Genomic DNA, 24,540 nt, shown 5'->3' on the forward strand with positions numbered 1-24,540 from the left:
CTTACCATCCCTGGCCCAGTCCCAGCAGGCCCAGGATTTCACGGCGCAGCCGGATCAGCTCGGGATCGTCGCGGTGGCGCGGGTAGTCGCGATCGATCTTGATTTCCGCCGTGATGCGGGCGGGGCGTTCGCTGAACACGATCACGCGGGTTGCCAGCAGCAGCGCTTCTTCCACGTCGTGGGTGACCAGCAGCGCGGTAAAGCGCGCGCGCTGCCATAACGACACCAGTTCGCCCTGCATGCTCAGGCGCGTGAGGGAATCGAGCTTGCCCAGCGGTTCGTCGAGGATCAGCAAGCGCGGCTCGTTGACCAGCGCGCGCGCCAGCGCGGCGCGTTGTGCCATGCCGCCGGACAGCTGGCGCGGATAGGCTCGCGCGAACTCGGTCAGGCCAACGCGCGCCAGCGCATCGTCCACGCGCTCGCGCTGGCTGCCGAGCAAGCCGCGCGCCTCCAGGCCCAGCGCGGCGTTGTCCCAGACGGTGCGCCACGGGTACAGCGTCGGGTCCTGGAACACCACCACCCGGCTCGGGTCCGGCCCGCCGATCGGCACGCCATCCACTGCGAGCGTGCCGCGCCGCGGCGGCTCCAGCCCGGCAACGAGCCGCAGCAGGGTGGACTTGCCGCAGCCGCTGGGGCCGAGCAGGGCCACGAATTCGCCTGGCTCGGCCGTCAGGCTGACGCGGCTGAGCACCGGCAACACCTGGTCGCGCAGCGTGAAATGGTGGCTCACCTGGTCGATCGTCAGGCGTACGCCGTTGCTGGCGCTGTCCCTGCCGGTGGCGGCTTGCGCAGGTTGGGCCTGGGCGGGTTTATCGAGCACGGCGCTTACCATTTGACCACTCCTTTTTGCCATGCCAGCAGGCGATCCCGCGAGCGGAACAGCAGCGTGATGAGCCCGGAGAAGATGATCGCCATGACCAGCAGCGCGCCGTACATGCTGGCGTAGGCGGCCCAGCCCTGGGCCCATTGCAGATACCAGCCCAGCCCGGACTTGACGCCCAGCATCTCGGCCACCACCAGCACGGAGAACGACGCGCCAAGGCCCATGAACAAGCCAACGAACACGCTGGGCAGTGCCGCCGGCACCGCCACCTTGAGCACCAGGAAGCGCTCCTTGGCGCCGAGCGTGCGCGCCACGTCGTAGTAGGCCGGGTCGACCGCCGCCACGCCGGACCAGGTCAGCACCGTGACCGGGAACCACGTGGCCAGCGCCACCAGGAAGGTGGCGGCGCTGGCGCTGCTGGGAAAGGCGAAGAACACGATCGGCAGCCAGGCCGTGGCCGGCAGCGGGCCCAGCAGGCGCAGCACCGGATGGACCCAGTAGCCCGCGCGGCTCGACCAGCCGATGGACACGCCAGTCAGGAAGCCCGCCAGCGCGCCCAGCAGGTAGCCGGTGGCCAGCAGGCGCAACGAATGCGCCACCGCCTCTGCAAGCCGCGCATAGTCCTCGACAAAGACTTCGACAAGCGCCTGCGGCGGTGCGAAGAAGGGGCGCGGCAGCAGCCCGAGCTTGGCGGTCACCACTTCCCAGATGAAGGTCAGCACGGCTAGCACGAGCAGCCAGGGCCCCGCGCGGCGCAACCAAGCGCCTATGCCGCCCAGCCGGTGCTGCACGAAGGCCAGCACCAGCAGCACCGCGGCAATGCCCGCGAACAGCGAGGCGGTCTCATGGGTCAGCGGCCAGTCCTCCGGCTCCGGCCAGAACTTGACGATGGCCGCCACGCTCAGCCAGGCCGCCGCAGCCAGCGCGCCACCCAGCCAGACGCGCGGCACGGCTGGCGCGGGCACGGCCAGGAAGTCATCGTGCGCATCCTGCACGCCATGCACGCCGTGTTGCCCCTCAGCCGAGAACGTTGGCATAGATGCGCTCCGCGAACTTGTTGGAATCGGTGCCTGGCCGGATGACCGACACCAGCTTGAGCTCGTCCGTGTATTGCGCCAGTTCCTTCTTCAGGTCCGCGCCGACCGGATGGTGGCCGTGGGTGTGGCTCTTGAGCATGGCCACCACATCGGCCTGCGGCACCTTGGCGAACTCGGCAAAATGCCGGGCGGCGTCCTCCGGGTGCGCTACCGTCCAGTCCTGCGCCTGCAGCACGGCGTGCGTGAGCGCGGCGGCGGCCGGCTTGTCCTCGCGCAGCAGGCTGCCGCGAATCCCCAGCACGCAGCACGAGCGGTTGGCATATTCATCCGACAGGTTGGTGGCCACCTCGACCAGGCTGCGTTCCTTGCGCAGCAGGTAGGTGCGCGGATCGCCATCGGCGGCGGCCTGGGCCTCGCCCTTTTCCAGCGCGATGCCGAGCAGGTCCGCCGGGTACTGGCGCCACTGCACGTCGCGCACCGGGTCGATGCCGCGCTTGGCCAGCAGGATGGAGAAGAAATTCTTGGCCGGGCTGGCCATGTCGCTGACCGCCACCGTCTTGCCCTTGAGGCTCGTCAGGTCGGTCACGCCGGAATTGCGCAGGGTGAGCAGCCGCATGCAGCCGCCGTGGGTGGCGGCGGTCAGCTTCACGTCAAAACCCTGTTCCAGCGGCTTAAGCCAGCGCAGCGCCATGCCCACGCCCGCATCTGCCTTCCTGGTGGCGATGGCTTCCAGCAACTGGTCGGTGGAGCCGCCAAAGTTGATCAGCTCCACCTCAAGGCCATGGTTGCGGAAGATGTCTTCCTTTACGGCCGCGGCGACCGGCGCCAGGCACACGCTGCTGGCGTTCCAGGCCAGCTTGATCGGCTTGCGCTGCCCCGCGGCGCTGGCCCGGGACGTCCAGACAAAGGGCGCGACGCTGCTGGCCACGGCCAGCGTGCCGGCCGCCTGTAGCCAGCCGCGGCGGCTCAGGGTGGCGGTGCTGCGCGGGTTGTCCGCGCACGCGGGACGGTGGTTGGCCAACGGTTGCTCTGGCTCTTGATGCATGACACTCCTCGTAGGCGGCGGTATGCCCGATGTGGTGGGATGTGGACGATATGCACCATGCTAAGAACAGGTTCACTGCAATAGAACGAATTTGTTGGCACAAGCTTGCACGCCCAGCGACTAATGCGGGCGCTGCATATGCTTGTGCGCAGACGGTGGCCGAAGGCCTGCTGGGTTAAGATCGCCGCTTTCGGCTCCGGTCAGATCGATGCAAGCGCAGGCAGTCACCGCCCCGAGGCGGGTGGATATCGTGGTGTACCCCGGCTTCAAGGCCATGGAGGCGATCGGCCCGATGACGGTGTTCGACTACGCCAATGTGCGGCTGGCCCAGCTCGGGCAGCCACCGGCCTATGCCACGCGGGTGGTGGCGCTGGAGGCCGGCCCGGTGCGCTCGGACACGCTGATGACGCTGGAGGCCACGGCGCGGCTCGATCCCGTGCTGCTGCCGGATATCGCGGTGATCGTCGGCGCGCGCGACATCGAGCGGGCCATGGGCGATGCCCAAGGCATCGTGCCGTGGGCGCGTGCCGTGGCGCCTCGCATCGGACGATTGATTGCGCTGTGCTCGGGCACCTTTTTCCTGGCGGCGGCGGGCGTGCTGGACGGGCGCCGCGCCACCACGCACTGGAGCGTGGCCACGCTGCTGCGCCAGCGCTTTCCAGCCGTGGAGGTGGATGCGGATGCTATCTTCATCCGCCAGGGCAACCTGTGGACGTCCGCCGGGGTGACCGCCGGCATCGACCTGGCGCTGGCCGTGGTGGAAGAGGATCTCGGCCGGGACCTGGCCCTATACCTGGCGCGCGAGCTGGTGGTCTACCTCAAGCGCCCGGGCGGCCAATCGCAGTACAGCCTGCACCTGGCCAGCCAGGCGACCAGCCATGCCGGCATTCGCGGCGTGCAGGACTGGATCCTGTCCGACCTGGCGCACGACTTCACGCTGGAGGAAATGGCGGGGCGGGTGGCGATGAGTGAGCGCAATTTCCGGCGCGTGTTTGCGCGGGAGGCGGGTGCCAGCCCGATGGCGTTCATCGAGTCGGCGCGCATTGAAGGGGCGCGGCGGCTGCTGGAGCAGGGTGAGCTGCCGCTCAAGGCCATTGCGGCGCGCACCGGCTTTGGGTCGGATGAAGGGCTGCGGCGCGCGTTCCTGCGTCAGCTCGGTATCACGCCGCGCGAGTACCGCGAGCGGTTTGGGGCCGTGCGGCCATAGCGCGGCTACTGGTTGCCTGTGGCGGGCGACGCCGCCGCGGAGGGCGCATTGGCGTGAAGGCCCGGATCCTGGCTCGCCGGCGTATCGGCGCCGCTGCCGTTCTGCGTGCTGTCTTGCGAGCGCTGGCGACCCCGGCCTCGGCCGCCGCCACGCCCGCTGGTCCCGACCGGCGCGGTGTGGTTCTGCCGCAACTCCTGGTTGATGCTGTCCACCGTGCGCGGCGAGGGCGTCATGCGCGCGAAGTTGCTCTGGATCGCGTTCATGGCTTCGTCGCCGCCGGCGGGCGAGCCCTGCGCAAAGGCGGCGCAGCAGAGCATCAACGTGGCCGCCACGGGAATCAGGCGGGAAGTGCGGGCGCTGCGGAGCATCGTGATGTCCTTCGGGGTTGTCGCGTTCCCGGAGGATGCTAGCAGCATGCCGCGCCGGCGGGCAACGCCGCGCCCGGCGGATTCCGTTTCAGCGGCCACCGTCTTGTTTCAACGTATTACCAAGCGGCGCCGCCTGCCCAAAGGTCCTCCACCAGCAGGTGCATCATCAGGGTCTCGGGCAGGTTCTCGGTGGAACTGCCTGGAGAGTCCGAAATCGCCGGCGGCGCAGCTTCAGAGCTGCGCTGCGTGATGCCGGAGATGGTTCTCCATCAAGGTGGAGATGAAGTAGTAGCCGTGGTCGTAGCCCTCGTGCCGGCGCAGCAGCAGCGGCTGCCCGATGGCGGCGCACGCGGCTTCGAAGACCTCCGGATGCAACTGATCGGCAAGGAATTTGTCTGCCAGGCCCTGGTCGACCAGGATGCCGCGGGGAAAGGGCGCCTTTGCCTGGCGCGCCATCAGTGCCGAGGCATCGTACTGTTCCCAGCTGGCGCGATCCGTGCCCAGGTAGCGGCTGAACGCTTTCTCGCCCCAGGGGCAACGCGTGGGCGCGGCGATCGGCGCGAACGCCGACACCGAGCGAAAGCGCCCGGGGTGACGCTGCGCTAGCACCAGCGCGCCGTGCCCGCCCATCGAGTGGCCGAAGATGCCGACGCGCTGCGCGTCGGCGGGCAGCACCGTGGTGACCAGGTCGAACAGCTCTTGCGTCACGTAGCTTTCCATGCGCCAGTGCTGGCTCCACGGCGCTTGCGTGGCGTCCAGGTAGAAGCCCGCCCCCACGCCGAAATCCCACGACTCGGCCTCGCCGGCAATGCCGGTGTCGCGCGGGCTGGTATCCGGCGCCACCAGGATCAGGCCGTGCTCGGCGGCATAGCGCTGGGCCCCGGCCTTGATCATGAAGGTTTCCTCGGTACAGGTCAGGCCGGCCAGGTAGAACAGCGCGGGCAGGCGCTGTTCGGGCTGGACCAGCGCCTGCGCGGGCAGGAACACCGAGAACCGCATCGGCAGGCCAATGGTGGCCGATGCATGGCGATAGAAACGCTGCACGCCGCCGAAGCAGCCGTGCTCGGAGAGAAGCTCTAGCATGGCCGGCCTCAGTACAGCACGACCGAGCGGATCGACTCGCCGCGCTTCATCAGGTCGAAGCCCTCGTTGATGCGCTCCAGCGGCAGGGTGTGGGTGATCAGGTCGTCGATGTTGAGCTTGCCCTCCATGTACCAGTCGACGATCCTGGGCACATCGGTGCGCCCGCGCGCGCCGCCGAAGGCCGATCCCTTCCATTCGCGCCCGGTCACCAGCTGGAACGGGCGGGTGGAGATTTCCGCGCCGGCCTCGGCCACGCCGATGATGATGGACTTGCCCCAGCCCTTGTGACAGCACTCCAGCGCCTGGCGCATGACCTTGGTGTTGCCGATGCACTCGAAGGAGTAGTCGGCGCCGCCATCGGTCAGTTGCACGATATGGTCCACCACGTTCTCGACTTGGTTCGGGTTGACGAAATGCGTCATGCCGAACTTGCGCGCCATGGCTTCGCGGCCCGGGTTCAGGTCCACGCCGATGATCTTGTCCGCGCCCACCATCCTGGCCGCCTGGATCACGTTCAGGCCGATGCCGCCGAGGCCGAACACCACCACGTTGGCACCGGCCTCCACCTTGGCGGTAAACAGCACCGCGCCCACGCCGGTGGTCACGCCGCAGCCGATGTAGCAAACCTTGTCGAATGGCGCGTCCGGGCGGATCTTGGCCAGCGCGATCTCCGGCACTACGATGTGGTTGGCAAAGGTGGAGGTGCCCATGTAATGGAAGATCGGCTTGCCATCGATGGAAAAGCGCGAGGTACCGTCGGGCATCAGGCCCTTGCCCTGGGTCGAGCGAATGGCCTGGCAAAGGTTGGTCTTGCGCGACAGGCAGAACTTGCACTGGCGGCATTCCGGCGTGTAGAGGGGGATCACGTGGTCGCCCGGCTTGAGCGAGGTCACGCCCGGGCCCACGCCGGTGACGATGCCGGCGCCTTCGTGGCCCAGGATGGCCGGGAAGATGCCCTCCGGGTCGGCGCCCGACAGGGTGTAGTAGTCGGTATGGCAAATACCCGTGGCCTTGATCTCCACCAGCACTTCGCCGGCGCGCGGGCCGTCCAGGTCGACTTCTTCCACGGTCAGCGGGGCGCCGGCTTTCCAGGCGATTGCAGCTTTGGTTTTCATGATGGTTTTCCTTGGTAGTGGCTGGCAGCCAGGGCGCCGGCCCGATGTCCGGGGACGTAAGTCGGCGCCGCGCGGTGCAAGCCCGGGCGCGGCAGCTTTCGTCAGCAGAGACTATACGTCGATCCGGCTGGCCATGGATGCCTGAAGCGGCGGATTTGGCCCTGGGCGCCCGCTGTTTGGCCAAAAACGTGGGTTGACTGGCCGGCTTGGTTGACCTGGCCGGCGGCTGCGGCTTAAATGCCGGTTCCACCCACGCGTTGCCGCCCAAGCTCAATGTCCTTGCCGTATTGCCTGTCCGCCTCGCCTACCACCAGCAAGGGCCGGACGTGAGTCACGACGTCGAGCGCACCTCCCGCACCTCCCGCGCCTCGCCAGTGCAACGCGCCCTCTGGATCCTGCGAGCCCTGTCCGACCCGCAAGTGCGCCGCCTGTCCGACGTGGCGCGCGCCACCGGGCTGGACCCGGCCACCGCGTCGCGCCTGCTGGAGTTGCTGGTGGCGGAAGGCTTTGTCACTCGCGATGCCAGCCGGCGCTTTGGCATCGGCCCGGAGATATTCCAGCTGGCCGACGTGGCCCAGCGCCGGGTCGACCTGCGCGCGCTGGCGCGGCCGAGCCTGGAGCGGCTGGTGGAGGAGTTCGAGGATACCGCCGTGCTGACCCTGGCCAGCCGGGGCGAATCGGTGGTGGCGGATATCGAGCTGGGCACGTTCCCGATTCGCGCCAACTATGTCGAGATCGGCACACGCCGCCCGCTCGGGGTGGGCGCAGGCAGCCTGGCGGTACTGGCCTGGATGCCGGAAGCCGAGCGCGCCGCGCGGACCCGGCTTGGCAAGGCGCAATGCGCACGTTACCCGCGCCTCACGGCCGAGGTGATCGGCGAGCAGATCGAGGCCGCCCGTGCGCGCGGCCATGCCTTGTTCCTGGATTGGGTGGTCGACAAGATGGGCGGCATCGCCGTGCCGCTGCTTGACTACGAGGGCCGCCCGCTGGGCGCGTTGAGCGTGGCGGCACTGAGCGAGCGGATCTTGTCTCGCGAGGCGAAGATGGCGCGCCGGCTAAAGGAAGAGGCGCGGCGCATCACGGGTGCATGGGCGCGCCGGGCGCTGGGAGACTAGTGCAAGAGTGCAGTAGCGCAATAGCGCAGTAGTTCGTCGGCGCGGTGCGTCTCTGAGCTGGCGTGCCTCAAGGCATGTCGAACTGTTCCGCCGGCTTGCCCTGGTCCAGTTCCGGCAAGCCTGCGGAATACATCACCGCCCAGTTGTCGGGCCCCAGCCCGCCATCGCGACAAGGCAGGCTGGCGATGCGTTTCTGGTCTTTTTCCACGACCAGCCCCTCCTTCTCCCAGCCCTTGCCGCTGCCGGCATAGACCACGTAGTCGTAGCCGCCGTTGGAGAACCTGAAGTAATCGGTGCCGCCGCCGGAGTAGGCCGTGACACCCCAGCGGAAGTGCTTGCGCGGATCATCCGTGAGTTTCGGGTACGCCAGTTCGACGGCGCCCTTCTTGCCAAAGCGGTACTGCACATACCCCTTGGTTTTGGACAGGTCCGGCGACGCGCACAGCGATACAAGCTTGTTGCCCTTGACGGCGCAGGAGAACGCAACTTGTTCGTCCTTCGTGCACAGCGAGTCGCGTGCCGTTGCCGTCAGCGAGCACATCGAAAGCAGCAGGGCGCCGAAGAGGCGATGCGAGTGGTACATGGATGGCTCCGGGAGGGGACTCAGGCGAGCAAGGCGGCCTGATCGAACGCGACGAATTCGCAGCCGTAGTGGTGTACCACATCATCGGCTGTATGCACCAGTTGGTGACGCATTACGCGCACGCTGACCTCGAGCCTGGCCAGCGAGCCAAAGCTGAGGATGCCTCTGGGGAGCACCGTCCCGACGGCCAGCGCGGTTGTCCCCGGCGTGCGCGAGCGCAGGCCCACGCCGCAAGCCGACAGGTCGGCAATGTCCAGGATGAGTGCGGTGCCGTCAGGCAATGCGGCCTCGAACGTGTAGTTATAGTCGAGCGTCTCTGCCCGGTAGTTGCGCCGCCGCTGCACCTGGGACAGCATCTCCGGGAGCGGCACGGCGAAGGCGGTAGCGCCGTCGAACACGCAGCGTTTCGCGGCGCCCAGGGCAAGCGTGACCGAGACATCGTCGAACACGGTCGAAAGCTCGCTCTGTGCGCTGGCCAGTACCGCCTGGTTATCGGATTCGCTCTCGCATCCTTCAAGCGTAAACTCGCGCGCTGCGGCATCCACGAACAACACCCGCGAGCGCAGGGTGCGCCCATCCGGCAAGCGCAAGTCGAGGTAGCGCTCCTGCGTAGCCAGGATATCCAGCATGTCATGGATCTCATCCGCAAGCGCGTGCTGGTATCCATCCGGTGACGGCGGGTCTATCGAAGCGGGATCAAGTCTATTCATGGGCTGGTGTGGCTGGCAGGCGAAGGCGGCCGCAAGCATGGCTGCTAAACGTTGCCTAACGGCAGGAATCTGCCAATCTTTAGTCCGGGCAAGCGCGCGCGGATGCCTAAAGAACGTGCTTGCAATGCCGTTAGAGCCGTCGGCATGCAAACGAGTAAACGAATGAACGAATGAACGAATGAACGAATGATACAAAGCAGGGAAGTGCAGCCTCGAAGCTGGATGCGCGCAGCGTTGTCCGATCCAATATCCAATGTCTTGAATGAGTGAGTTGCGATGAATCGTAGCGCGCGCGCGGCAATGCTCCCGGGCCACCCGGCACCACCACCATGGCCTCGGCAGCCATAGGCACGTCCTTGCCGTTTCCATTGGCGGCAAACGGCGATGTCGAGCGGATCAGCGATCCGGACCAGGTACTTGAGATCCTGCAGGATCTGGTTCGCAAGCGCATCAGGCTCCATCTCCATCCTGCGCAGCAGTGCCGGGTGGCTTCAAGCTTTCTGTTCATCGATCCATCCAAAGGCACCTGCGTGCTCGCGTGGTGCCGCAATGGCGTGGAACTGGAGGCAATCCTGAACGCCAGCGATATGGCGGCCTCGGCCTCGATGGGCGACATCACGTTCCAGTTCCGCATCGCTTCTGCCGCCGTCACCCGTTTCGACGGCGGACCGGCGTTTCTCGCTCCTTACCCGACCGGGATCTATCAAGTCCCGCGCCGCAGGCATTTTCGCGTCCGCCCGCAGGAGGAAAAGCAGTGCCGCTGCCAGATCCTGCTCAGCGACGGCCAGCTCGTGGAGATGGAAGTGGCTGACGTGTCGGTGTCCGGCGTGGGCTTGCGCTCCCGCAGTGTCGGCCCGCAGCGGTTGCCGGTCGGAACCTGGATCGCTGAATGCCATCTGGACCTTGGCGAGCTGGGCGGGTTGAACCTGGCATTGCAGGTGGTGCGCCATCGGAAGGCCTGGCGCGGCGACGAGGCGCACCACCATTTTGGCTGCCACTTTGGCCAGATGGATGCTCAGGCCGCCAGGTGGCTGCAGCGCGTTGTGTTTGCGCTGGAGCTGGCCGGCCGCGAGTAAGCCGGCAAGCCGGCAAGCGGGCCGCTCAGCCTCGCTGCGGCCACGGTTGAGCAACCATCATCCCTTGGCGGCATGGCGCACAAAGCGTTGCTCCGTCACGGCGGCCCCCCATTGCTCGCCCGGCGCCTCCTGCGCAAGTTGAAACCCGTGGGACTCATAGAGATGGCGCGCCGCGTCGAGGCCCTTGAAGGTCCACAGGTAGGTTTGCCTGTAGCGCGCATCCGCGAAATCCAGCGCGCGCTCCAGCAACTGGCGTCCGACGCCGGTGCCGCGCAAGGCGTTGTCGACGATAAACCAGCGCAGGTGGGCGAGCCCGCCCGGTTCGCCATCGATGGCGATGCTGGCCAGCGACCGGCCGCCTTCCACGCACAGCCACAGTTGCCTGTCCGGCGATGGCAGGCTGGTCACGAAACCAGCCAGCTCGGTGGCCACCTTGTGTTCGAAGAAGCTGCCGAATCCCACCAGTTGCGAGTAGAAGCGGGCATGCAGGCTGGCGATGTCGCCGATGCAGCCCGGCCGGTAGCCTTCCTGGATCGCGCTGCGCACGCCGGCATCGTCCCCGGTGGTCTTTTGCGCGTTGTCCGCAGCAAGCGCATCCGCATAGACCGACAGGGACCGGACCAGCACTTGCTGGTCGGCCGGAGTCAGCCGCCGCAATGCGCTGGAGACTTGTTCCGTGGCAAAGCCATCGATCTGGTGGTGCAAGTGCCTGCCGGCGTCGGTCAGGTTCAGATGGGATGCGCGCGCATCATCGGTCGAGGCCGTGCGTGCGACCAGACCCAACGATTCGAGCTTGGCGAGCTGCCGGCTTGTATTGGACTTGTCGAGCCGCAGGATACTGGCCAGATCGCGCGCCTGCAGCCCCGGCGCCAGCCCGATCTCGATGATGGCGTGCACTGCGGAGGGCGCAAGCTGGCTATCGGCCAGCGTGGTCCGCATGAAGCCGAGCTCGCGGACCAGCTTTCTGGAGAACACCCTGAGCGCGGCGATCGTGGCATCACGCGGCTCGGGCAGGGGCTCGACGATATCCATGGCGGCTCCATTGGTTGTGTATCGCAACCATAGTAGTTGCGGATCGCAAGTTCTTCAAGGAGTCCAGCCGGAGCGAGGCCTGCCTACGCCGGTCCGCGCAACAATGGGGCCAAGGCCTGCGGCACCTCTACCTCGAACCGCAGTACCGCGCTGGCCAGCGCCTTGCCATAGTTGTCCAGCGCCAGGCTGCGCGACACGCCGCCCCCTAGCGCGCCATGCGCGACGAAGTTGAGCACTTGCAAGCCATCGGCCTCAAAACGATCGACCTCGCCGGTGACCACGCCGCCATACAGGCTCTTGAAGGCTTGGGCGGTGAGCTGCGCCTTGAGATACGGGTAGAACGCGGCGTCGTAGGCGATCACCGAGGTGTTCGAGATATCGCCCTTGTCGCCGGACCGCGTATGTGCCACGCGCCTTAGCGGAACTTTCATGGGATGTGCCTCGCTGCGGATCGAAGGTAAGGGACCGGAGGAAACGGATCAAAGGAAATGGATCTCGGAACTGACCTGCGCGCGCGGCACCAGGGCCGACCACACGCCGATGATCTCGCGCGTGCGCTCTTGGTGCGGCACGCGCTTGCCGGTGGAGGCCAGGCCGCACACGGCCATGCTGTCGATCTCGCGGCCGACCTTGGCGGCCTGCGCGCGGGTGAGGGTGCGCGCGGCCACGCGCACGGCAATCTCGTTGGGCTCGCAGGCCGGCGCCGGGGAGGCCTCGCCGTGAATGGCGTTGACGCCGAGAAAGTCGATGCGCAGCGCTTGCGCGTCCAGCCCCGCCAGCGCGAACCGGTGCGCCAGGATGGTCTTGGCCAGCCGCGCTTTTTCCAGGCAGCCGGGGCCGGCGTAGAAGAACATGTCCTCGCCGATAAAGCCCTCCGTGCAGCCAAGCGAGACCTTGAGCGTGGGCGTGCGCGGTGATCCGCTGATGCCGCTCATGCGCACCTGGTCGGGCGCAACCTGCTCCAGTTGCGCCGTGGTGAAATCCACGACCACGTCCGGCGTGATGTAGCGGCGCGGGTCGTGCACCTCGTAGAACATCTGCTCCTTGACGGTTTGCAGGTCGATGCGCCCACCGGTGCCCGCCACCTTGGAAATCACGGCCGTGCCGCTCACGTCCACCTCGGCAATCGGGAAGGCCAGGTTCCACGGCTCGGGCACGTCCTTGTAGCCCGGGTCGCCAAAATAGCCACCGGTCACCTGCGCGCCGCATTCCAGCAAATGCCCGATGGCGCTGCCGCGCGCGAGCAATTCGGTCTCGTCAGGTTGCCATCCGAACGCATGCATCATCGGCGCGAGAAACAGGGAAGGATCGGCCACGCGGCCCGTCACCACGATCTGCGCACCGCATTGCAGCGCGCGCACGATCGGCTCCGCGCCCTCATACGGCTCGGCCGAGATCAGCGAGCCGCGCAGGGTGGCGATGGGCGCGCCGGTCTCCAGGATCTCCAGCGGCTGGTCGCAGATGGTGCCGGTCAGGTCGGTGGTGGTGATGGCCGCGATCTTCACGCGGGGCAGGCCGAGCTCTGCGCACAGCTGCGCGATGCGCCGCGCCGCGCCCAGTGGATTGATCCAGCCCTGGTTGCTGACGATGCGCGTGCCGTTGGCGATGCAGTGCGGCAGCACGGCGCGCATGCGCTCGTCGAGGTAGGTGTCGTAGCCTTCGAAGGCGGGGTCGCGGCGTTTTCGCACCTGCGCGGCGCAGACGGTGGCCTCGGCCATGGTTTCGAAGCAGAGGAAATCGAGCTTGCCGTGCTGCGCGCTCAGGGCCGCGGGTTCGACGCGGTCGCCCCACCAGCCGGAGCCTGAGCCAATGCGCAGGGTCTTGGTTGCCATGACGGGATCCTTGGTTTGTTGTTTTGCGTGGAATCCTGGTCTTACTGTGCCTGGATGCCTGCGCTCTTGATCACGCGCGCCCATTTCTCGGTATCGGCGCGGATCACCGCGGCGAAGGCGGCGGGAGAGTCGCCGCCAGGCACCGCGCCAAGCTGCTCGATGCGCTGCTTGACCTCGGGCGTGGCCAGCACCTTGGCCACCGTTTGCTGCAGGCGCGCCACCAGCGCGCTCGGCGTGCCGGCAGGGGCCAGCAGGCCGAACCACGAGTTCACCACGTAGCCGGGCAAGCCGGATTCCGCCACGGTGGGCACATCGGGCAGGATGGGCGAGCGCTGCGGGCTGGTTACCGCCAGTGCGCGCACCTTGCCGGCCTGGATTTGCGCCAGCGCCGAGGGCAGGTTGTCGAACATGAGGTTGACCTGGCCCGCCAGCAGGTCGGTCATGGCGGGCGCCGCGCCCTTGTACGGCACGTGCTGCATCTTCACGCCGGCCATGCTGTCGAGCAATTCGCCGGACAGGTGCGGCGAGCCGCCGGTACTGGTGGAGGCGTAGTTGAGGCTGCCCGGGCGCTGCCTGGCCAGAGCGATCAGTTCGGCCACCGATTTGACCGGCAGCGTGGCGTTGGTCAGCAGCACGTTGGGCGAGTTGGCGACGAGCGTCACCGGCGCGAAGTCCTTGGCCGAGTCATACGGCATGCGCGCGTAGAGGAACTGGTTGGTGACCTGGGTGCCTAGCGTGCCCATCAGCAGCGTGTAGCCGTCCGGGGCGGCCTTGGCCACGGCCTCGGCGCCAATGTTGCCGCCGGCGCCGGGCCGGTTGTCCACTACCACGGTTTGTCCCAGCGCCTCGCCCAGCTTCTGCGCCAGCAGGCGCGCGAGGATGTCGGTGGTGCCACCGGGGGTGAAAGGCACCACCAGCCGCAGCGGCTTGGTGGGGTAGTTGTCCGCAGCTCGCGCCGGCAGCGCAAGCTGGGCGCACAGGGCGGCGCAGGCCATGGCGGCCAGGCGCAGGGTGGCACGTCGGTGCATCGTTGTCTCCTCGCAGGCGCCGCCGTGACGGCGGTGCCCGGTGCTCATGCCGTGTGCGCAGGTGCGCCGCAACATTTCGTTGAGTGAAATCTATTTTGGATGATCTTATGCATGAGCCGGTTTGAAGGTCAAACAACGGCTAAGTATTTTCATTGAATGAAAATTCGATGCATCACCAAGGCGCTCTGCGGCTCTGATCCCGGTGGTGCCGCGCTGGTGGCGGGCGCCTCGCGCGCATATCGCGCCGTACCACCAGGGCACGCTGCCGGCGGACCGTTTGCTGACCGGCACGCTCCGGCTCGAAGACATCAATGATGGCTTCGGCCGGCTACGCACCGGGCAGGCGATCCGGCAGATGCTGACGATGGGGGACCAGGGTGGTGCCTGGCGGTAGCTGCGCTCAGTACCCTTGATATCCCTGGTATTGCGGCTGCGGTGCCTGCTGATAGTAATAGGGCGCCGGCTGCGGCGCGCATGGCACGTACGCGCGATCGTAATCCCGATAGCAGTATCCCGGCGGGGGGCCATATGCGGGCTGAGGTGGCGCGGCGACAACGACCGGCTGGCTGGCCACGGCGGTGCCGATCACGGCCAGTCCGACCAGGGCGCCGATGGCGAGCGCTACCGCACCGGCCGAACCGTCGCCGCCGTGGTAGCCGCCATCGCGGTAGCGGTCACGTGCCGAAGCGGGTCCTGCGGCGAGCAGCGCGGCGGCGACGATACCGGCGCCGATGACGCGGATGGCACGATGAGTGTTGCGCATGACTGACTCCTGGTGACGGCCAGCGAGGGCGGCTGGCCATGACGTCATCGTAGCGGTCAGGTGTCTGTGCAAGGGACTGGCGCGGTTAGCAGATGTAACGCCGATATCACCGTGATCACGCCGATCAGGGTGCAGGGCGCGGCGGCGGCGATTGCGGGGCCGCAGGCGGTGCAGCGTCGGCGCCCGGGGCGGCCTGCGGCGGCGCCTTCTTGTGATGGTGCTTGTGCTTATGCTTCTTGTGGCGCGCAGGCTGGGCCGGCATGGGCGTTGCCGTGGCCCGCTCGCCCTGTGGCTGCTGCGGCTGCGGCGGTGCAAGCTGGGCGTGGGCGATGCCGCCCAGGGCAAGGGCGGCTGCCAGCGCGGCTGCCTTGAGGCTTGGAATTCCGGGTTTCATCGATGCTCCTCAAAAAATAATCCGTCACAACAGTCACAATTATCCGCACTGTTACCGTGGATGCGGTGTAGGACAAAGCCTGATTCGCGTATCGTGCTTGCAGCTTCCTGCTTGATAACCAGGCCACTCAAGCGCCGCTGCCATCATGCGACACCGGGGTCATGCCGGTGCGGGCCGCCGCCGGCGCGTTCCCGGCCTGGCCTTCATGCCGTCGGCCAAGCCACCATCCCAGCCACGCCCATCCCAGCGCCAGCGCGGCGCCGGTGCACGCCACCACGGCCGGGTGACCGGAAAGCCCATCGATGGCGGTCTTGAACCAGGCACTGACGGCATCGCCGGCGCGATAGACGGCGGTGTCGATCACATTCTTCGCCTTGTACTTGGTCTGTGCATCCACCACGGTAAACAGCATCTCCCGCCCCGGGCGCAACAAGGCGTATTCCCCCACGCGGCGCAGGATCATCGCGCCGGCCAGCACGGCGAAGGTGGGCCACAGCGCCAGCACCAGGAAGCCAGCCGCCACCGCCAGCGGCACCGCCGTGAGCAGTGAGGCCACGCCATAGCGCCTGGCGATGCGCCCCGACAGGAACACCTGCACCAGGATGGTCAGCGCCTGCACGATGGCATCGATGGCGCTGAACACCTGGGTCTGCTGCGTGCGGCTGGGGAAGGTCTGCGCCATCAGCCTGGCCTGCTCGAAGTAGAGGAACGTGCTGGCCGTGGCCAGCAGGATCACGAACAGGCTGATGCCAAGCAGGTAACGGGACCGCGCCACCAGTGTCAGCCCGGCCCAGAGCCCGCCCCCGATGGGCCGGGCCGGGTCTTGCGCCGGCACCGGATCGTCCGCCACCAGCATGCCCGCGCCGGCGCGCTTGCGCCAGCCGAACAGGTAGCCCACGCCGGGCAGCGTGGCCGCGAGCAGCGCTGCCGACAGCACCATCAGCCCGGTCAGGCCGATGCGCGTCACCAGCCAGCCGCCCAGCAGCGGGCCGGCCAGGCCGCCCGCGCTGGCGCCAGCGGCCAGCAAGCCGAACAGCCGGCGCGCCTGGCCGGGGCGGAACACGTCCGCCATCAGGCTCCAGGCCACCGACACCACGAACAGGTTGAACACCGATAGCCAGACATAGAATGCGCGCGCCAGCCAGATGCTGTCCGGCGCGCCACGCGTGGCCACTGCAAAGCCCAGCAGGTTGGCAATAAAGAATGCATAGACCCAGGGCACGAAACGCCGGCGGGGCAGCCGCGCGCTGCACAAGCCATAGAACGGGATGGCCACCAGCATGACTACGAAGGTGGCGGTAAACAGCCATTGCAGGTTTTGCACGCCGCCGGCGATGCCCATGGTCTCTCGCACCGGGCGCAGCATGAAGTAGCTGGCGAACAGGCAGAAGAAGAACAGGAAGCCAGCCGCGACGGCGCCGCCTTCACCGGGCTGGATGCCAAGCCCGTGCCGGGTGGCCTGCCTGGCGTGCTCGGAGTGGATGGGGCTTGCCATGCCGGGTTCAAGCGGCCAGCAGCGCGGCAATGCGCTCGCGCTGGCGCGCATCGGGCATGCGGCCAAGGCCCGCGCCAAGGTTGTCCTGCATGTTTCGGGGCTTGGAGGTGGCGGGGATCGCCGCTGTCACCGCTGGGTGGCTGATGATGAATTTCAGGAAGATCTGGCCCCACGACGCACAGTCGATCTCGCTGGCCCAGGGCGGCAGCGGCCGGTCCTTGACGGCGCGGAACAGGCGCCCGTCCTGGAACGGGCGATTGACCAGCACGGCCACGCCGCGCTCCTGGCACAGCGGCAGCAGCGCGCGCTCGGCATTGCGTTCGGCCAGGGAATAGTTCAGCTGCACAAAATCCAGGCGTTCGCTGCGCACGATCTGCGCCAGCGCCTCATGCGCGTCCTCGCGGTAGTGGGTGATGCCGACATGGCGGGTCTTGCCCTGATCCTTCAGTTGGCGTGCAAAGCGCAGGTTGTCGCGCCAGTCGATCAGGTTGTGGACCTGTAGCAGATCCACGGTATCGCTATGCAGGTCGCGCAGCGACTGTGTCCATTGCGCCTGCGCCGCGCCGCCGGCCGGGCTGGATATCTTGGTGGCCAGGAAGACCTTGCCGCGCGCATTGGCGTCCCGCAGCAGGTCGCCGGTGACGCCTTGCGCGCTGCCATAGCTGGGCGCGGTGTCGATCACCGAGCCGGGCGTTTGCAGCAGCAGGGCCAGGACCTCGGCCAACGGGGCGCGTTCGGCGCGTTCCGTTCCCACGTTGAAGGTGTTGGACGTACCCATGCCGATCACAGGCAGGGTGTCGTGGCCGCCGGGCAGTGCCCGGCGCAATGGCCCTGCAGCGGGCGGCGCCGCGAGCGTGCTTGCGGGCCAGGTGCCACAGGGCAGGCTAAGTGCGGCGGCAAGGCGCGCGCCGCGGCCAAGAAAACGGCGTCTATCGGATGACATGACGATCTCCTTGCTGGCGAGCCCGGATTCCGGCGGCCGGGGCTGCGGCATTTAGTCACTGCGCACCGCGCAGCGGCCCGGCTCGCTTAAGCTGTTGCCCCGGTCCGTATCATATTCTCACGAATAGGAATCCTGCCGCCATGGTCGCTCTGCTGGTCGCCTGCACCTACCTCTTGCTTGCCGTCGTGCATGTTTACTGGGCGCTGGGCGGGCGCCTGGCAAAGGATGCCGCCGTTCCCCGCGTGCCGCGCAAGGTGGCCGCCGGCGACATTGCGCCACCGGCAATGGCGAGCGCGATGGTGCCCGCCTTTACGCCCTCGCGCACGGGCACGCTGCTGGTGGCCGTTGGTCTGGCGGCGGTGGCCTTGATGGTGGGGGCGCGCGCCGGGCTGGCCACGGCGCCTAGCACCGGACCGATCCTGCAATGGGCCATCGGCCTGGTCGCGCTGGCCATGCTGGCCAGGGCGGTGGGCGATTTTCGGCTGGTTGGCTTTTTCAAGCGCATCACCGGCTCTTCGTTTGCCTGGCTGGATACGCGGGTCTATTCCCCCCTGTGCCTGGCGCTGTCCGCAGGCCTGGCGTACGTGGCGATTCTCCCGCCGTGAGCGGCGCCGCATGCCTGGCAGCCGCATGCGCCGTATCGCAAGAACCCCTGATTGCAAAGTGAAGTGGCGCGTCTGACAATGCCCTGCACCTTGGGCCGGGCGCTGCCGCCACGGCCCATCCGGCGGGCCAGGCAAGCAACGAAAACGGCAAACGGCAAATGGGAAACGGGAGACCACGATGCGCACCCAGGGCGCGATCATCGGCGCCGGGCCGGCAGGCCTGCTGCCAGGAGATGTCATGACAAAGCTTGGTTGCCCACCACCGCGGCCGGCGGAGGGCCTGCGATGATCGCCAGCTTCCTCGGCGTGCTGTTCGACGGGCTGGCCTATGGTTGCCTGCTGTTCCTGATCAGCGTAGGGCTGTCGGTGACCATGGGCCTGATGAATTTCGTCAACCTGGCGCACGGCGCGTTCGCCATGTTCGGCGGCTACGTCGCAGTGGTGCTGATGACCCGGGCCGGCGTGCCCTTCCTGGCGACGCTGCCGCTAGCCTTCGTGGGGGCCGCGGCGGTGGGCTGGGTGCTGGAGCGCACCCTGTACCGGCGCCTGTACCGCGCCAGCCATCTCGACCAGGTGCTGTTCTCGATCGGGCTGACCTTCATGGCGATCGCGGGGGCCACCTACGTGTTCGGGCCGGGCCAGCAGCCGGTGGCGCTGCCCGCGGTCCTGCTCGGCCAGGTGCGCGCGGCGGGCCTGGACCTTGGCGCCTATCGCCTGTTCCTGATCGGCGTGGTGGTGGTCATCACCGTGGCGCTGGGCTGGCTGGTGGCGCGCACGCGCTTTGGCGCGCAGGTGCGCGCGGCGGTGGACAACCAGCAAGCGGCGCGCGGCCTGGGCATCAATGTGGAGCGGGTATTCAGCCTGACCTTCGCGCTTGGCTCCGGGCTGGCCGGGCTGGGCGGCGGGCTGGGCATCGACGTGCTGGGGCTCGATCCGTCGTTCCCGCTCAAGTACATGGTGTATTTCCTGCTGGTGGTGGCCGTGGGCGGCGCGGGCACCATCCGCGGCCCGCTGGTGGCGGCGCTGCTGCTGGGCGTGGCCGATGTGGCAGGCAAGTATTACGTGCCGGCGGTTGGCGCCTTTGTCATCTATGCGCTGATGGTGCTGCTGCTGGTGCTGTTCCCGGCCGGTCTCTATGGGAGGCGGGCATGAGCGCCGTTGACGGGGTACCGAATCGCGCGATCGCGCGGCGCACTCATTTGCCCGACGGGCGCTGGCGCGTTGGCGAGATCGTGTTCTGGCTGGTGCCGGTGGCGGTGATCTTCTTGCTGCCCGGCTACCTGATCCTTGGCAGCCAGGTGCTGATCACCGGGCTCTTCGCGCTGTCGCTGGACTTGCTGCTGGGCTACGCCGGGATCGTCTCGCTGGGGCATGCGGCCTTCTTCGGCCTGGGCGCTTACACCGCCGGGCTGCTCGCCGCGCATGGCTGGGGCGAGCCGGTCTCGGGCCTGCTCGCGGCCGGCGCGGTGGCCGGCCTGGCGGGTTGGCTGGCGAGTTTCCTGGTGGTGCGCGGCGGGGACCTGACCCGGCTCATGGTCACGCTGGGCATCGGCTTGATGCTGTTCGAGGCGGCCAACAAGGCGGCTTTCCTGACCGGCGGCGTGGATGGCCTGTCGGGCGTCACCATGGCGCCGCTGCTCGGGCTGTTCGAGTTCGACCTGTTCGGCAAGACCGCCTACCTTTACAGCCTGGTGGTGACGTTCCTGCTGTTCGTGCTGGTGCGCAGGCTGGTGGCTTCTCCCTTCGGGCTGTCGCTTCGCGGCATGCGCGAGGGCGCGCGCCGCATGCCGGCGCTGGGTGTCGACGTGCCGCGCCGCCTGGGCGCGGTGTTCGCCGTGGCGGCGGCGCTGGCCGGCATAGCCGGTGGGCTGCTGGCGCAGACGACGCAGTTCGTCGGCATGGATGTGCTGGGCTTCCCGCGCTCGGCCGAACTCCTGGTGATGCTGGTGCTGGGTGGCGCGGGCCGCTTGTACGGCGCACTGCTCGGGGCGGCCGTGTTCATGATCGCGCAGGATGTGCTGGCAGGCATCAATCCGGTGTACTGGCAGTTCTGGATTGGCCTGCTGCTGGTGGTGATCGTGCTGTTTGCGCGTGGCGGGCTGATGGGCGCGCTGGATGCCTTGTGCCGCCGCATGCGCCGCAAGCCGGGAGGAAGGCGGCCATGACCAGGTTGCTGCGTACCGAGGGGCTGTCCAGGTCCTGGGGCGGGTTTGCCGCCAACAGCGACATCTCCCTGCAGTTTGCACCGGGCGCCCGCCATGCGCTGATCGGGCCTAACGGCGCCGGCAAGACCACCTTCATCAACCTGCTCACCGGCGCCTTGCCGGCCAGCCGCGGCAGCATCTGGCTGGGCGACGAGGACATCACGCAATTGCCCCAGTACGCACGGGTGCGGCGCGGCATGACCCGGACCTACCAGATCAACACCTTGTTCCCCGGCCTGACGGTGCTCGAATCCGTGGTGCTGGCGGTGGCAGAGCGCAGCGGCGCCACCCGGATCTGGCATCGTACCGTGGCTGCGCAGCGGGCACTGGCCGACGAGGCCATGGCGGTGCTGGCCAGCCTGCGCCTGGACGCCGAGGCCGATACCGAGACGCGCAGCCTGCCATACGGCAAGCAGCGTCTGCTGGAAATCGCGCTGGCGCTGGCCACCCGGCCCGCCATCCTGCTGCTGGATGAACCCGCGGCGGGCATTCCGGCCGGGGAGAGCGCCGAGCTGTTCGGCGTGATCGCCGGTTTGCCGCGCGGCATCACCATCCTGTTTATCGAGCACGACATGGACCTGGTATTCCGCTTTGCTGAGCGCATCACGGTGCTGGTGGGTGGCCGCGTGCTCACCGAGGGCACGCCCGCGGAGATCGGCGCCGATCCCCGCGTCAGGGAGGTATACCTCGGGCAGGCTGCCCATGACTGAACTGCTGCGGGTGCAGGGGCTGAGCGCGGGCTATGGCGACGCCGTCGTGCTTGACGGCATCGACCTGGTGCTGGAAGCCGGCGAGAGCCTGGCCTTGCTGGGCCGCAACGGGGTGGGCAAGAGCACGCTGCTGATGACGTTGATGGGCCTGACCCGGCAGCGGCGCGGCAGCCTGTCCTGGCGCGGGCGCGACCTGGCGCGGCTGGCGGCGCACCAGCGCGCCGCCGCCGGCCTGGGATGGGTGCCGCAGGAGCGCTGCATGTTCCCGTCCCTGACCGTGGAGGAACACCTGACGGCGGTGGCGCGTCCGGGCCACTGGCATGTCGCTCGGGTCTACGAAGTCTTTCCCCGACTGCAGGAACGGCGCGCAAACCTGGGCAACCAGTTGTCGGGGGGAGAACAGCAGATGCTGGCGATTGGCAGGGCGCTCATGGTAAACCCGGCCCTGCTATTACTCGACGAGCCGATGGAGGGATTGGCGCCTATTATTGTTCAGGAATTGCAGCATGTGATACGCCGCTTGATCGAAGAGGGCGGCATGGCTGTGATCGTGGTGGAGCAGCACGCTCGCCTGGCGCTTGGCATGACGCGGCGTGCGATGGTGCTCGATCGCGGCAGGGTAGTGTTTGAGTCGACCAGCGCGGAGCTGCTGGCGGACAAGGCCAGTTTGGACAGGTTGCTGACGGTTGCCTGAGCCCAACCCCGGTATGGTCAACCGGCGGCAGGCGATTGGCGGCGAACGTTGGCGGCCGTTGGCGGCAACGACGCCTTCGGCCATCGGCAGTGCCCATTTTTCGCAGGCGGGTAGTCACGGGGAACTATGGAAACCCATGAGCAGAACCGGCTCGTCAACGCCTATATCCAGCGTTACAGCCGCTACGACCCGGCCATTGGCCGTCACGAGGTGCGCTCGTTCTGGGTCTGGCAGGCCTGCGACTGGCTCGGCGTCAACGACCCCGAAGGGTTATGGCGGCTGGTGCTGGAAGTCCTGGCCCGCACCGACAGTCCCCGCGTACTTGGCGCACTTGCCGCCGGCGAGCTTGAAGACCTGATCGAGTACCACGGCCCGGCCTTCATCGGCCGCATCGAGCAGGAGGCCGCGCGCGACCCGCGCTTTCGCCGCCTGCTGTGCGGCGTCTGGCGCAGTTCCACGCCCGAGGTCTGGGCGCGCGTGCTGGCCGCCAGCGACAGCAACTTCAACGAAGTGCCGCAGCGCGCGATGTGGATATGCTACGACCAGCATGGCGGGGATGCGCAGGGCGCGGCGGCGCAGCCCGATGGCGAGGCTGGCGTGTCTCGCGAGGCCCACAGACAGCCTGCCCGTATCGTGCCATCGCCGTCGTGGTTGCCGCAGCGTGAAGGCGCAATGCACGCAGACTCGCCGCCGCATCGCGCCGCCTGGCCTACTTCCCCGGATCCTTGACGTTGTCGAATTTGTCGAACTCCACGTTGTGGAGCTCGCCGCCAACCTTTTCCACGCGCCGGATATAGACGGTCTGGACCACGTCGCGGGTGTCCGGGTCGATCATGATCGGGCCGCGCGGGCTGGCGATCTTCATGCCCTTGAGCGCCGCGACGAACTTGCCGCCGTCGGTGGCACCGCCGGTCTTCTTCAACGCATCGTAGATCGCGCGCATGCCGTCGTAGGCGGCCACGGCCATGAAGTTAGGCCGGCCGGCGCCAGGGTTGGCTTCGGCAAAGGCCTTCAGGAAGGTCTTGTTCTCGGGCGAATCGTGCGCCATCGAGTAATGGAACGACGTGATCACGCCCAGCGTGGCGTCGCCCATGGCCGGCAGCACGTGGTCGTCGGTCAGGTCGCCGGTGGCGATCACGCGGATGCCGGCCTCGGCCAGGCCGCGCTCGCGAAAGCCTTTCATGAACGCCACGCCTTGCTCGCCGGCGGGCAGGAACAGAAACACCGCCTCCGGCCTGGCGTCCTTGATGCGCTGGATGAACGGCGCGAACTCCGGGTTGCGCAGCGGCACCCGGATCGATTCGACCACCTGTCCGCCGCCGCCGATGAAGTTGGTCTTGAACGCGGTCTCCGCGTCGATCCCCGGCGCGTAGTCCGCCACCAGCGTCACTACCTTGCGCACCTTGTTCTTGATGGCCCAGGTGGCCATCGGCGCCGAGATCTGCGGCAAGGTCATCGACACCCGCGCGATATACGCGGATTTGGTGGTGATCGAGGACGACGCTGCGTTGAAGATCACCATCGGCTTGCTGGCCTGCTCGGCAATCGGCGCCACTGCCAGGGCCTCGGGCGTGAGGCCGAAGCCGGCCAGCACGTCGACCTTGTCGCGCACCACCAGCTCCTGTGCCAGCCGCTTTGCCACATCCGGGGCCGGGCCCGTGGTGTCCTTGCTGATGATCTGCACCTTGCGTCCCGCCACGGTATCGCCATTGAGCTTCTGGAACGCCTTGATGCCGCCTTCCATCTGCTTGCCATAGTCGGCAAAGCTGCCCGAGAAGGGCGCGATCAGCCCGATCCTGACGGGATCGGCGGCGTGGGCGAGCGAAGGCGCCACGGCAAGCACGCTGCAAGCCGCGAGGGCACGCAGCAAGGGGGCAAAGGTCATCGATGGTCTCCTGGTCGAGTGCGCTCTGGTCCCGCAAAGGGGCTGGGCGGGTGCTGGCGCGGGGCACTGGCAGAGGAGTTTAGGGGGCAGGGCGGTTTGGTGCAATCGGGGCTTGCGCAAAGGGCTGCGGCCAGCCACGCGCAGTCGGCATAGAATGCGCGCTGGCTCAGATACCACCCATGCGGTGCAAATCGGGAATGATGAAAGTACTTGCGCTATCCGGCAGCCTGCGGGCCGTGTCCGTCAATTCCGCGCTGCTGCGCGCGGCCGCGCGGCTGGCGCCAGCGAATGTGTCGGTCGCCGTGTTCAGCGGCCTTGGGGAGTTGCCGCTGTTCAACCCGGACGGCGAGGCATGTCCGCATGCCAGCGTCATACGTTTTTTTACCGAGGTGGCGCAGGCGGATGCGCTGCTGATCGCCAGCCCTGAGTACGCGCACGGCGTGACCGGCACGATCAAGAATGCGCTGGACTGGCTGGTGGGCTACGAGCCGTTCGCCTTCAAGCCGGTCGCCGTGCTCAATGCATCGCCGCGCGCGCACCATGCCGATGCGGCACTGCGCGAGACCTTGAAGACGATGGCCGCCGTCATTATCGAGCCGGCGTCGATCACCGTGCCATTGCTGGGCGCCGGGCTGGATGAGGATGGCATGGTCTCGACGCCGGCCATTGCCGCTGCCATTCAAGAAGCGCTGGTGGCGCTGTACGATGCCGTCGTCCTTAACAAGACGACGGCAGCTGCCACATTTCCGCTTGCGTGACCGGTTAGCGGCTGGCCGCTGGCGGAGCGCCGCAG

The 24,540-nt window shown here is 67.6% G+C and carries 27 protein-coding genes; 10 read left to right on the forward strand and 17 right to left on the reverse strand.

Features of this window, described 5'->3' with window-relative positions; translation table 11 throughout:
* Position 1 precedes the first annotated feature (1 nt).
* From RR42_RS28620 to RR42_RS28630, 3 genes are read right to left on the reverse strand one after another with little or no spacing between them, the layout of a single operon-like run.
* Complete coding sequence (locus RR42_RS28620) at positions 2-832, reverse strand: ABC transporter ATP-binding protein (protein WP_043354956.1); 831 nt, start codon at positions 830-832, stop codon at positions 2-4.
* The gene (locus tag RR42_RS28625) at positions 826-1,860 is read right to left on the reverse strand and encodes an ABC transporter permease (protein ID WP_043354959.1); all 1,035 of its coding nucleotides are present in this window, start codon (positions 1,858-1,860) and stop codon (positions 826-828) included. The genes RR42_RS28620 and RR42_RS28625 overlap by 7 nt, the downstream gene beginning before the upstream one ends.
* Positions 1,841-2,905, reverse strand: a complete 1,065-nt coding sequence (locus tag RR42_RS28630) for an ABC transporter substrate-binding protein (RefSeq protein WP_052495040.1) — start codon at positions 2,903-2,905, stop codon at positions 1,841-1,843. The genes RR42_RS28625 and RR42_RS28630 overlap by 20 nt, the downstream gene beginning before the upstream one ends.
* Positions 2,906-3,113: 208 nt before the next feature.
* On the opposite strand from RR42_RS28630, the gene RR42_RS28635 reads away from it, so the two are divergent.
* Positions 3,114-4,112 (forward strand): GlxA family transcriptional regulator, encoded by a 999-nt coding sequence (locus RR42_RS28635; RefSeq protein ID WP_043354961.1) that lies wholly within the window; start codon positions 3,114-3,116, stop codon positions 4,110-4,112.
* A gap of 5 nt (positions 4,113-4,117) precedes the next feature.
* On the opposite strand, the gene RR42_RS28640 is transcribed toward RR42_RS28635, so the two are convergent.
* The 3 genes from RR42_RS28640 to RR42_RS28650 all read right to left on the reverse strand — a co-directional run bounded on the left by RR42_RS28640 (position 4,118) and on the right by RR42_RS28650 (position 6,678).
* Positions 4,118-4,480 (reverse strand): hypothetical protein, encoded by a 363-nt coding sequence (locus RR42_RS28640; RefSeq protein ID WP_043358138.1) that lies wholly within the window; start codon positions 4,478-4,480, stop codon positions 4,118-4,120.
* Positions 4,481-4,711: 231 nt separating this feature from the next.
* On the reverse strand, positions 4,712-5,563 hold the full coding sequence (gene fghA / locus RR42_RS28645; RefSeq protein ID WP_043354962.1) for an S-formylglutathione hydrolase: 852 nt from the start codon (positions 5,561-5,563) through the stop codon (positions 4,712-4,714).
* A gap of 8 nt (positions 5,564-5,571) precedes the next feature.
* The gene (locus tag RR42_RS28650; protein ID WP_043354963.1) at positions 5,572-6,678 is read right to left on the reverse strand and encodes an S-(hydroxymethyl)glutathione dehydrogenase/class III alcohol dehydrogenase; all 1,107 of its coding nucleotides are present in this window, start codon (positions 6,676-6,678) and stop codon (positions 5,572-5,574) included.
* Positions 6,679-7,004: 326 nt separating this feature from the next.
* Here RR42_RS28650 and RR42_RS28655 point away from each other — a divergent pair, with 326 nt between their 5' ends.
* Positions 7,005-7,793 carry an IclR family transcriptional regulator gene (locus RR42_RS28655; protein ID WP_043358139.1) on the forward strand — a complete coding sequence of 263 codons (789 nt, stop codon included), beginning with the start codon at positions 7,005-7,007 and terminating at the stop codon, positions 7,791-7,793.
* Positions 7,794-7,860: 67 nt separating this feature from the next.
* On the opposite strand, the gene RR42_RS28660 is transcribed toward RR42_RS28655, so the two are convergent.
* A complete protein-coding gene (locus tag RR42_RS28660) occupies positions 7,861-8,376 on the reverse strand; it encodes a hypothetical protein (protein ID WP_052495041.1) in 516 nt (171 codons plus the stop codon).
* A gap of 20 nt (positions 8,377-8,396) precedes the next feature.
* The gene (locus RR42_RS40555; protein ID WP_082055302.1) at positions 8,397-9,455 is read right to left on the reverse strand and encodes a flagellar brake protein; all 1,059 of its coding nucleotides are present in this window, start codon (positions 9,453-9,455) and stop codon (positions 8,397-8,399) included.
* On the opposite strand from RR42_RS40555, the gene RR42_RS28670 reads away from it, so the two are divergent.
* Positions 9,416-10,162, forward strand: coding sequence for a flagellar brake protein (locus RR42_RS28670; protein WP_063778465.1), 747 nt, complete (start codon positions 9,416-9,418; stop codon positions 10,160-10,162). The genes RR42_RS40555 and RR42_RS28670 overlap by 40 nt on opposite strands.
* A gap of 57 nt (positions 10,163-10,219) precedes the next feature.
* Here the strand turns inward: RR42_RS28670 and RR42_RS28675 are convergent, their stop codons facing one another.
* The 8 genes from RR42_RS28675 to RR42_RS28715 form a co-directional block, all read right to left on the reverse strand.
* Positions 10,220-11,194 (reverse strand): bifunctional helix-turn-helix transcriptional regulator/GNAT family N-acetyltransferase, encoded by a 975-nt coding sequence (locus RR42_RS28675; protein ID WP_043354965.1) that lies wholly within the window; start codon positions 11,192-11,194, stop codon positions 10,220-10,222.
* Positions 11,195-11,277: 83 nt separating this feature from the next.
* Positions 11,278-11,625, reverse strand: coding sequence for a hypothetical protein (locus RR42_RS28680; RefSeq protein WP_043354967.1), 348 nt, complete (start codon positions 11,623-11,625; stop codon positions 11,278-11,280).
* Positions 11,626-11,673: 48 nt separating this feature from the next.
* The gene (locus RR42_RS28685; protein ID WP_043354969.1) at positions 11,674-13,026 is read right to left on the reverse strand and encodes an acyclic terpene utilization AtuA family protein; all 1,353 of its coding nucleotides are present in this window, start codon (positions 13,024-13,026) and stop codon (positions 11,674-11,676) included.
* A gap of 41 nt (positions 13,027-13,067) precedes the next feature.
* Positions 13,068-14,054 carry a Bug family tripartite tricarboxylate transporter substrate binding protein gene (locus tag RR42_RS28690; protein WP_043354971.1) on the reverse strand — a complete coding sequence of 329 codons (987 nt, stop codon included), beginning with the start codon at positions 14,052-14,054 and terminating at the stop codon, positions 13,068-13,070.
* Between the two features lie 400 nt (positions 14,055-14,454).
* Complete coding sequence (locus tag RR42_RS28700; protein ID WP_043354975.1) at positions 14,455-14,817, reverse strand: hypothetical protein; 363 nt, start codon at positions 14,815-14,817, stop codon at positions 14,455-14,457.
* Positions 14,818-14,941: 124 nt separating this feature from the next.
* A complete protein-coding gene (locus RR42_RS28705; RefSeq protein WP_043354977.1) occupies positions 14,942-15,211 on the reverse strand; it encodes a hypothetical protein in 270 nt (89 codons plus the stop codon).
* Positions 15,212-15,338: 127 nt separating this feature from the next.
* Positions 15,339-16,706, reverse strand: coding sequence for an NTP/NDP exchange transporter (locus tag RR42_RS28710; protein ID WP_043358143.1), 1,368 nt, complete (start codon positions 16,704-16,706; stop codon positions 15,339-15,341).
* 7 nt (positions 16,707-16,713) lie between these two features.
* On the reverse strand, positions 16,714-17,649 hold the full coding sequence (locus tag RR42_RS28715; protein WP_043358144.1) for an aldo/keto reductase: 936 nt from the start codon (positions 17,647-17,649) through the stop codon (positions 16,714-16,716).
* A gap of 140 nt (positions 17,650-17,789) precedes the next feature.
* Here RR42_RS28715 and RR42_RS28720 point away from each other — a divergent pair, with 140 nt between their 5' ends.
* The 6 genes from RR42_RS28720 to RR42_RS37960 all read left to right on the forward strand — a co-directional run bounded on the left by RR42_RS28720 (position 17,790) and on the right by RR42_RS37960 (position 22,591).
* Complete coding sequence (locus tag RR42_RS28720) at positions 17,790-18,254, forward strand: DUF3995 domain-containing protein (protein ID WP_043354979.1); 465 nt, start codon at positions 17,790-17,792, stop codon at positions 18,252-18,254.
* Positions 18,255-18,539: 285 nt separating this feature from the next.
* Positions 18,540-19,406 (forward strand): branched-chain amino acid ABC transporter permease, encoded by an 867-nt coding sequence (locus RR42_RS28725; protein ID WP_043354981.1) that lies wholly within the window; start codon positions 18,540-18,542, stop codon positions 19,404-19,406.
* Positions 19,403-20,419 (forward strand): branched-chain amino acid ABC transporter permease, encoded by a 1,017-nt coding sequence (locus RR42_RS28730; protein WP_043354983.1) that lies wholly within the window; start codon positions 19,403-19,405, stop codon positions 20,417-20,419. The genes RR42_RS28725 and RR42_RS28730 overlap by 4 nt, the downstream gene beginning before the upstream one ends.
* Positions 20,416-21,168 (forward strand): ABC transporter ATP-binding protein, encoded by a 753-nt coding sequence (locus RR42_RS28735; protein ID WP_043354984.1) that lies wholly within the window; start codon positions 20,416-20,418, stop codon positions 21,166-21,168. The genes RR42_RS28730 and RR42_RS28735 overlap by 4 nt, the downstream gene beginning before the upstream one ends.
* On the forward strand, positions 21,161-21,862 hold the full coding sequence (locus tag RR42_RS28740; RefSeq protein ID WP_043354985.1) for an ABC transporter ATP-binding protein: 702 nt from the start codon (positions 21,161-21,163) through the stop codon (positions 21,860-21,862). The genes RR42_RS28735 and RR42_RS28740 overlap by 8 nt, the downstream gene beginning before the upstream one ends.
* A 126-nt stretch (positions 21,863-21,988) precedes the next feature.
* The gene (locus RR42_RS37960) at positions 21,989-22,591 is read left to right on the forward strand and encodes a DUF6869 domain-containing protein (RefSeq protein WP_052495044.1); all 603 of its coding nucleotides are present in this window, start codon (positions 21,989-21,991) and stop codon (positions 22,589-22,591) included.
* Here the strand turns inward: RR42_RS37960 and RR42_RS28750 are convergent.
* Positions 22,572-23,747 (reverse strand): ABC transporter substrate-binding protein, encoded by a 1,176-nt coding sequence (locus RR42_RS28750; RefSeq protein ID WP_043354987.1) that lies wholly within the window; start codon positions 23,745-23,747, stop codon positions 22,572-22,574. The two genes, RR42_RS37960 and RR42_RS28750, sit on opposite strands and share 20 nt — an antisense overlap.
* 197 nt (positions 23,748-23,944) lie before the next feature.
* Here RR42_RS28750 and RR42_RS28755 point away from each other — a divergent pair, with 197 nt between their 5' ends.
* A complete protein-coding gene (locus tag RR42_RS28755; protein ID WP_201777395.1) occupies positions 23,945-24,505 on the forward strand; it encodes an NADPH-dependent FMN reductase in 561 nt (186 codons plus the stop codon).
* Positions 24,506-24,540 lie beyond the last annotated feature (35 nt).

This window comes from Cupriavidus basilensis, from assembly GCF_000832305.1.
GTDB lineage: Bacteria > Pseudomonadota > Gammaproteobacteria > Burkholderiales > Burkholderiaceae > Cupriavidus > Cupriavidus basilensis_F.

Excerpts from the sequence above, each read along its gene's own strand:
- RR42_RS28620 (WP_043354956.1), bottom strand. The coding sequence starts at position 832 with ATGGTAAGCGCCGTGCTCGATAAACCCGCCCAGGCCCAACCTGCGCAA.
- RR42_RS28755 (WP_201777395.1), top strand. The coding sequence starts at position 23,945 with ATGATGAAAGTACTTGCGCTATCCGGCAGCCTGCGGGCCGTGTCCGTC.
- RR42_RS28730 (WP_043354983.1), top strand. The coding sequence starts at position 19,403 with ATGAGCGCCGTTGACGGGGTACCGAATCGCGCGATCGCGCGGCGCACT.
- RR42_RS28635 (WP_043354961.1), top strand. The coding sequence starts at position 3,114 with ATGCAAGCGCAGGCAGTCACCGCCCCGAGGCGGGTGGATATCGTGGTG.
- RR42_RS28630 (WP_052495040.1), bottom strand. The coding sequence starts at position 2,905 with ATGCATCAAGAGCCAGAGCAACCGTTGGCCAACCACCGTCCCGCGTGC.
- RR42_RS28670 (WP_063778465.1), top strand. The coding sequence starts at position 9,416 with ATGGCCTCGGCAGCCATAGGCACGTCCTTGCCGTTTCCATTGGCGGCA.
- RR42_RS28660 (WP_052495041.1), bottom strand. The coding sequence starts at position 8,376 with ATGTACCACTCGCATCGCCTCTTCGGCGCCCTGCTGCTTTCGATGTGC.
- RR42_RS28725 (WP_043354981.1), top strand. The coding sequence starts at position 18,540 with ATGATCGCCAGCTTCCTCGGCGTGCTGTTCGACGGGCTGGCCTATGGT.
- RR42_RS28705 (WP_043354977.1), bottom strand. The coding sequence starts at position 15,211 with ATGAAACCCGGAATTCCAAGCCTCAAGGCAGCCGCGCTGGCAGCCGCC.
- fghA (WP_043354962.1), bottom strand. The coding sequence starts at position 5,563 with ATGCTAGAGCTTCTCTCCGAGCACGGCTGCTTCGGCGGCGTGCAGCGT.
- RR42_RS28750 (WP_043354987.1), bottom strand. The coding sequence starts at position 23,747 with ATGACCTTTGCCCCCTTGCTGCGTGCCCTCGCGGCTTGCAGCGTGCTT.
- RR42_RS28700 (WP_043354975.1), bottom strand. The coding sequence starts at position 14,817 with ATGCGCAACACTCATCGTGCCATCCGCGTCATCGGCGCCGGTATCGTC.
- RR42_RS28650 (WP_043354963.1), bottom strand. The coding sequence starts at position 6,678 with ATGAAAACCAAAGCTGCAATCGCCTGGAAAGCCGGCGCCCCGCTGACC.
- RR42_RS28685 (WP_043354969.1), bottom strand. The coding sequence starts at position 13,026 with ATGGCAACCAAGACCCTGCGCATTGGCTCAGGCTCCGGCTGGTGGGGC.
- RR42_RS28740 (WP_043354985.1), top strand. The coding sequence starts at position 21,161 with ATGACTGAACTGCTGCGGGTGCAGGGGCTGAGCGCGGGCTATGGCGAC.
- RR42_RS28640 (WP_043358138.1), bottom strand. The coding sequence starts at position 4,480 with ATGCTCCGCAGCGCCCGCACTTCCCGCCTGATTCCCGTGGCGGCCACG.
- RR42_RS28715 (WP_043358144.1), bottom strand. The coding sequence starts at position 17,649 with ATGTCATCCGATAGACGCCGTTTTCTTGGCCGCGGCGCGCGCCTTGCC.
- RR42_RS40555 (WP_082055302.1), bottom strand. The coding sequence starts at position 9,455 with ATGGAAACGGCAAGGACGTGCCTATGGCTGCCGAGGCCATGGTGGTGG.
- RR42_RS28675 (WP_043354965.1), bottom strand. The coding sequence starts at position 11,194 with ATGGATATCGTCGAGCCCCTGCCCGAGCCGCGTGATGCCACGATCGCC.
- RR42_RS28680 (WP_043354967.1), bottom strand. The coding sequence starts at position 11,625 with ATGAAAGTTCCGCTAAGGCGCGTGGCACATACGCGGTCCGGCGACAAG.
- RR42_RS28625 (WP_043354959.1), bottom strand. The coding sequence starts at position 1,860 with ATGCCAACGTTCTCGGCTGAGGGGCAACACGGCGTGCATGGCGTGCAG.
- RR42_RS28690 (WP_043354971.1), bottom strand. The coding sequence starts at position 14,054 with ATGCACCGACGTGCCACCCTGCGCCTGGCCGCCATGGCCTGCGCCGCC.
- RR42_RS28735 (WP_043354984.1), top strand. The coding sequence starts at position 20,416 with ATGACCAGGTTGCTGCGTACCGAGGGGCTGTCCAGGTCCTGGGGCGGG.
- RR42_RS37960 (WP_052495044.1), top strand. The coding sequence starts at position 21,989 with ATGGAAACCCATGAGCAGAACCGGCTCGTCAACGCCTATATCCAGCGT.
- RR42_RS28720 (WP_043354979.1), top strand. The coding sequence starts at position 17,790 with ATGGTCGCTCTGCTGGTCGCCTGCACCTACCTCTTGCTTGCCGTCGTG.
- RR42_RS28710 (WP_043358143.1), bottom strand. The coding sequence starts at position 16,706 with ATGGCAAGCCCCATCCACTCCGAGCACGCCAGGCAGGCCACCCGGCAC.